The sequence below is a fragment of the Amycolatopsis speibonae genome (assembly GCF_042647925.1).
Lineage (GTDB): Bacteria > Actinomycetota > Actinomycetes > Mycobacteriales > Pseudonocardiaceae > Amycolatopsis > Amycolatopsis speibonae.
On the sequence record NZ_JBHRWK010000118.1, the window covers coordinates 1 to 5,965 of the forward strand.

5 protein-coding genes are annotated in these 5,965 nt (G+C 67.9%); 4 read left to right on the forward strand and 1 reads right to left on the reverse strand.

Annotated features, from left to right (window positions below):
- Positions 1 to 364 precede the first annotated feature (364 nt).
- A complete protein-coding gene (locus tag ACFOSH_RS42275; RefSeq protein WP_378247145.1) occupies positions 365 to 1,351 on the forward strand; it encodes a PQQ-dependent sugar dehydrogenase in 987 nt (328 codons plus the stop codon).
- A gap of 76 nt (positions 1,352 to 1,427) precedes the next feature.
- Here ACFOSH_RS42275 and ACFOSH_RS42280 read toward each other — a convergent pair whose 3' ends face one another.
- A complete protein-coding gene (locus ACFOSH_RS42280) occupies positions 1,428 to 2,804 on the reverse strand; it encodes a WS/DGAT/MGAT family O-acyltransferase (protein ID WP_378247153.1) in 1,377 nt (458 codons plus the stop codon).
- Between the two features lie 96 nt (positions 2,805 to 2,900).
- On the opposite strand from ACFOSH_RS42280, the gene ACFOSH_RS42285 reads away from it, so the two are divergent.
- Genes ACFOSH_RS42285 through ACFOSH_RS42295 form a run of 3 tightly spaced genes read left to right on the forward strand, consistent with a single transcriptional unit; the run spans position 2,901 to position 5,674 of the window.
- Positions 2,901 to 3,914 (forward strand): glutathione S-transferase family protein, encoded by a 1,014-nt coding sequence (locus ACFOSH_RS42285; protein WP_378247147.1) that lies wholly within the window; start codon positions 2,901 to 2,903, stop codon positions 3,912 to 3,914.
- Positions 3,898 to 5,055: an NAD(P)/FAD-dependent oxidoreductase gene (locus ACFOSH_RS42290; RefSeq protein WP_378247149.1), complete on the forward strand. Its 1,158-nt coding sequence runs from the start codon at positions 3,898 to 3,900 to the stop codon at positions 5,053 to 5,055. The genes ACFOSH_RS42285 and ACFOSH_RS42290 overlap by 17 nt, the downstream gene beginning before the upstream one ends.
- Positions 5,048 to 5,674, forward strand: coding sequence for a pyridoxamine 5'-phosphate oxidase family protein (locus ACFOSH_RS42295; RefSeq protein WP_378247151.1), 627 nt, complete (start codon positions 5,048 to 5,050; stop codon positions 5,672 to 5,674). The genes ACFOSH_RS42290 and ACFOSH_RS42295 overlap by 8 nt, the downstream gene beginning before the upstream one ends.
- Positions 5,675 to 5,965 lie beyond the last annotated feature (291 nt).

The window sequence follows — 5,965 nt, forward strand, 5'->3', positions numbered from 1 at the left end:
AGCCGATCAGGGTTAGTCCACACAACCGACCATGATCAACTGGTGGCCGCACCTGTCTGCGGGCAGCCCACCAGCGACATCACGAAGTCCGTCTGGAGTACTAGAAGCGGGTCGCCGATTCTGACCAGACGCAAGGTCCAAGTTCTCGAGCCATTTCGTAAAGTTTCCTACCTATGGCCGATCGAGCTGACCCGATCGTCACGCTCGGCGCATACGACGGTGAACCTCCCGCGGGTGCGATAGCCCGTCCAGTGGTGTCCGTTTCATCCCGTGGTGTGTTTCTATCCAACGCGACGGGTGAACCCCGACCACTCGTCGTCCGCCGCCATCCGAGCTCCAGGGGTGTAGCTGAAGGAGGCGTCCCATGTCCTTACGTCGTACTCTCGCCACCACGTTCGCCGCCGCGACGGCCGTGTCGATCGCGGCCGTCCCGGCCGCGGCCACCGAAGCGCCGTCCGTCCAGGCGATCAAGCAGATCGCGAGCGGCCTCAACCAGGCCTGGTCGATCGACTTCCTGCCCGACGGCACCGGTCTCTTCACGCAGAAGGACGCCAAGACGATCAGCAAGATCGACAAGGCGGGCAAGGTGACCACGGTCCAGACCATCCCCGGGGTGAGCGTCACCCAGGAGGCAGGCCTGCTCGGCATCGCCGTCTCGCCGAAATACGCCACCGACCAGACGGTCTTCATCTACTACACGACCAGCTCCGACAACAGGATCGCCAAGCTGAAGTTGGGCCAGACGCCGACGCCGATCGTCACCGGCATCCCCCGTGGCGCGAACTTCCACCACGGTGGGCGGATCAGGTTCGGCCCCGACGGCTACCTCTACGCGGGTACCGGCGACGGCCAGAACGGCGCCAACGCGCAGAACAAGAACTCCCTCGGCGGCAAGGTCCTGCGTGTCACCACCGACGGCGCCGCCGCGCCCGGCAACCCGTTCAACAGCCGCGTCTACTCCTACGGCCACCGCAACGTCCAGGGCCTGACCTGGGCGAACGGGCAGCTGTACGTCTCCGACATCGGCGCGAGCAAGCTCGACGAGCTGAACAAGATCGAACCCGGCAAGAACTACGGCTGGCCGACCTGCGAGGGCCCGTGCGACACGGCGGGGATGACCAACCCGGTCAAGGCGTGGCCGACGTCTTCGGCGACGCCGAGCGGGCTGGCGGCGTACAAGGGCTCGCTGTACATGGCTTCGCTCAAGGGCGGCACGTTCAAGCTGGACCTGAACGGCAACGGCGGCAAGCTCTGGACCAACCTCGGCCGCACGCGTGACGCGACCGCCGGTCCGGACGGGCAGCTGTACACGATCACCCCGGGTGCCATCTACGTCTCCGACGGCAGCTAGCCCCCGACGCGTTTCGTCCTCTGGATGCGGTAGTTGCTTGTGCAAGTACCGCATCCAGAGGACGAAACGCGGGAGGTCAGCCGCGCCCGACGGAAGCGGCGTGTTCGAGTTCGGCGAGCGCGGTGTCCAGGTGGGTCAGGATGCGCTGCAGATGCGGAACGCTGCGGCGGCAGCCGGTGACGCCGAAGTCCAGGTTGTCCCCGTTGCTGGTCAGCGTGATGTTCAGCGCCTGCCCGTCGAGCAGCACGGACGCCGGGTAGATGCCGTCGAGCGCCGCGCCGTTCCAGTACATCTGCTTGCGCGGCCCCGGTACGTTGGAGATCACCAGGTTGAACGGCGGTTTCGTGTTGTTCACGACGCCCGGGAGCGGCGACACGCCGAGCTGGGCGACGTTGATCCCGGACAGCAGCAGCGTCTGCAGCGGGCTCAGTTCCGAGAACAGCTTCTTGCCGTTCCGCATGGACGCGTTGATCGTCGCGAGCCGGGCGGCAGGGTCGGTCAGGTGGGTGGCGAGGTTGCACAGCAGCGCGCCGATGTTGTTCCCCGCCGCGTCGCCACTGTCCTTGCGCCGCAAGGAGACCGGCACCATCGCGGTCAGGGGCGCGTCCGGAAGAGCGTTCTGTTCCATGAGGTAGTCCCGCAGCGCGCCCGAGCACATCGCGAGGACGACGTCGTTGCGCGATACCCCGGCGGCGGTCGCCACCTTGCGCACCCGGTCCAGCGACCACGACTGCGCGGCGAACCGGCGGGCCCCGCCGATCGGCACGTTCAGCATCGTCTTCGGTGCCTGCGACGGCAGCGTGAGCGTGTGTTCCTGGAAAGCTTCCCGCGCCACCTTCATCGCGGCGGGCGCGATACCGGCCAGCTGGTTGACCGTCTTGCCGAAGGTGCTGAGCGCCGAGGGTGACGCCTTGCCGTTGCGGCCGGCGTCCGGCTTGGGCCGTCGCCCCCACGGCGGCGGGCAGTCGAGGTCGGCAGGGTCGTCGGACAGCGTGCCCTGCAGATGCCGCAGCGCCGAGACACCGTCCATCAGCGCGTGGTGGATCTTGCTGTAGATCGCGAACCGGCCGTCCTGCAGGCCCTCGACCAGGTGGATCTCCCACAGCGGGCGGTGCCTGTCGAGCAGGGTGCCGTGCCACCGACCGGTCAGTTCCAGCAGCTCGCGGATCCGGCCGGGCTGGGGCAGCGCCGAATGCCGGAAGTGGTAGTCCAGCTCGAGGTCGTTGTCCGTCGCCCAGGCGACGTGACCGGCGGTGTTGACCGGCCGGGCGGGACGACGCCGGAACACGTCGCGCATGTTGTCGGAATCGAGCAGTTTCCGGCGAAGGTCCCGCAGGTAGTCCGGCCCGGCGTCCTCGGGTTTCTTGAACAGTTGCAGTCCGCCGACGTGCATCGGATGTTCGCGCGTTTCCACGAGGAGGAACATCGAGTCGGTGACGGGCATGAACGGCATCGTGGGGACCACCTTCCGCGCGGCGGCGTGCGAGCACGCCGGGTGCCAGAGTCTACGCACACCGAAACCACCTTCTCACGCTTTAGGGTGGCTCACATGACGATCCCGACCGATCCGCAGACCGGCGAGTTCCGTCGGTCCGCCAACCATTTCGACGCGCGCGTCACCGCGGACGGCCGCGACGGCTGGCCGGTGGAGGCGGGAAGGTACCGGCTGGTGGTCAGCCGAGCCTGTCCCTGGGCGAGCCGGGGCCTGATCGTCCGGCGGCTGCTCGGTCTCGAGTCCGCGCTCAGCGTGGCCGTCGCCGACCCGATCCAGGACGACAAGAGCTGGCGGTTCACCCTCGATCCCGGTGACCGGGACCCGGTGCTGGGCATCAGATACCTGGCCGAGGCCTATCACGCGGCCGATCCGCACTACATGGGCGGGATCAGTGTCCCGGCCATTGTGGACATTCCGAGCGGGCGGCTGGTGAGCAACGACTATCCGCGGATCACGCTCGATTTTTCCACCGAATGGACCAGTCTCCACCGGCCCGGCGCGCCCGACCTCTATCCCGAGCGGCTGCGCGGCGAGATCGACGACGTCAACGTGGGCGTCTTCGCCGATGTGAACGCCGCTGTCTACCAAGCGGGTTTCGCGACCAAACAAGCCGCGTACGACGACGCGTACCACCGGCTCTTCGCCATGCTGGACGCGCTTTCCGACCGGCTCGAAAGGCAGCGCTACCTCGTCGGCGACACGATCACCGAGGCGGACATCCGGTTGTTCACCACGCTGGTCCGCTTCGACTCGGTCTACCACGGGCACTTCAAATGCAATCGGAACAAACTGACTGAACAGCCGGTGCTGTGGGCCTATGCCCGTGACCTCTTCCAAACGCCGGGTTTCGGTGACACCGTCGATTTCGACCACATCAAGCGGCACTACCACGCGGTGCACGAGCAGGTGAACCCGACGCGGATCGTCCCTTTGGGACCGGACCTGTCCGGCTGGACGACGCCGCACCACCGGGAGCAGCTGGGCGGGCGCCCGTTCGGCGACGGCACATCGCCGGGACCGCCGCCCGAAAGCGAACGGATCGGGGACACGGATGGAGCCACTTCCTGAACGCACCGACGTCGTCGTGATCGGCGGCGGCATCATCGGGGTCAGCTGCGCGTACCGGCTCGCCGCCGCCGGGGTCTCGGTACTGCTGCTCGAACGCGACAGCCTGGGCGCGGGCTCGACGGCGAAGGCGGCGGGCGGGATCCGGTCGTCGTTCACCACGCACGTCAACATCGAAATCGGGCTGCGGGGGCTGGCCGAGTACGCCGCCTTCGACGGGACGTACGGGACCGAGATCGACTTCCGCCGCGACGGCTACCTGTACCTGGTCACCGACCCCGCGGACCTGCCCGAGTTCGAGCGCTGCGCCGAGCTGCAGAACTCCTACGGCGTCCGCAGCCGGCTCGTCGAGCCCGCCGAAGCGCGGCGCTTCTCCCCGCTCGTCGACACCGAAGGCGTGGTCGCGGCGCTGTGGTCGCCGGACGACGCCAAGGCCACCCCGGACTCCGCTGTCCAGGGCTACGCGCGGGCGGCGCGCGGGCACGGCGCGGTGCTGAAGACCGGTGTCGAGGTCGTCGGGATCGAACGCGACGGCGACGAGATCACCGGCGTCCGGACCCGCGACGGTTTCGTCCGGACGGACGCGGTGGTCTGCGCGGCGGGCGCGTGGTCGGCGCGGGTCGGCGAGTTCGCCGGTGTCGATCTCCCGGTGCGGCCGTTCCGGCGGCAGGTCGTGTTCACCGGCCCGGTCGCGGACCTGCCCGAGTCCGTGCCGCTGACCATCGAGATGCCGTCGGCCTTCTACTTCCACCGCGAGGGCCTCGGCCTGGCGATGTCCTTCTGCGACGGTGACGGCGACCCCGGCTTCGACACCCGGTACGAGCCGGGCGACTGGCTGCCGAAGCTCGCCGAGCTCGCCGCGCGACGGGTGCCCGCCGTGCTCGACGCGGGTATTCGCAGCGGGTGGGCCGGGCTCTACGAGGTCACGCCCGACCACAACCAGATCGTGGGGGAAAGCGTCCAGGTGTCGAGGTTCTTCTACGCGACCGGGTTTTCGGGCCACGGGTTCCAGATGGGCCCGGCGGTGGGGGAGCTCGTGCGGGACCTCTTCCTGGGGCGGGTCCCGGCCATCGACATCACCGGGCTCGACGTCCGCCGGTTCGCCGGCGACCGGGCCGTGACGAGGGAGCACAACATTGTCTGAGGACTTCGTCGAGGTCACCACGGAAGCCGAGCTGCGCGAGATCCTGCCGCCGCCGCTGGAGCGGACCGCGAACAAGGCGAGGCCGAAGCTGCACGACATGGACCGTCAGTGGCTCGCGGAGTCGCCGTTCGTGCTGATCGCGACGTCGGCGGCGGACGGCACCTGCGACGTCTCGCCGAAGGGCGATCCCGCCGGGTTCACGCTGGTCCTGGACGACACGCGGATCGCGATCCCGGAGCGTCCCGGCAACCGGCGCGCCGACGGCTTCCGCAACGTGCTGTCGAATCCGCACGTCGGGCTGATCTACCTGATCCCGGGCCGCGGCGACACGCTGCGGATCAACGGCCGCGCGCGGCTCGTGCGGGAGGCGCCGTTCTTCGACGACATGATCGTGAAGGGCAGCAGGCCGAAGCTCGGGCTGGTGGTCGACATCGACGAGGTCTTCCACCACTGCCAGAAGGCGTTCATGCGGTCGAAGCTCTGGTCGCCCGAGAGCTGGACGCCGGACGCGATGCCGTCCCGCGCGGTGATCGCGAAGACCTTCGAACGGCCGGAGGAGAGCATGGCCGACCTCGAGGCCTACTACGAGCCGGGGCGGTACGCGGCGGGTCTGTACTGACCTCGTGAGTGGTGGGGATGGTTCTGGCGGACCCGTATTTGCCAGCCCGCTGGGATCCGGTGTCTTCGTGGTGGGTGGGAGGTGTGACGGGGGACGATTTCGGACGTTGAGGGCGCGCCGATAAATAAACCGTATATTTTGATTTCGGCTGTCATGCTTGTGTTATGGGTTCGGTGGAGGATGTCGAGGTGGAGTGTTCCCGCTTTTGTGGACGCGGGTTTAGGCCGCGATTTCGTTGATGTTTCTGTATCCTAGCTCGTATTCTTGGGGTGTCAAGTATCCGAGCGTTGA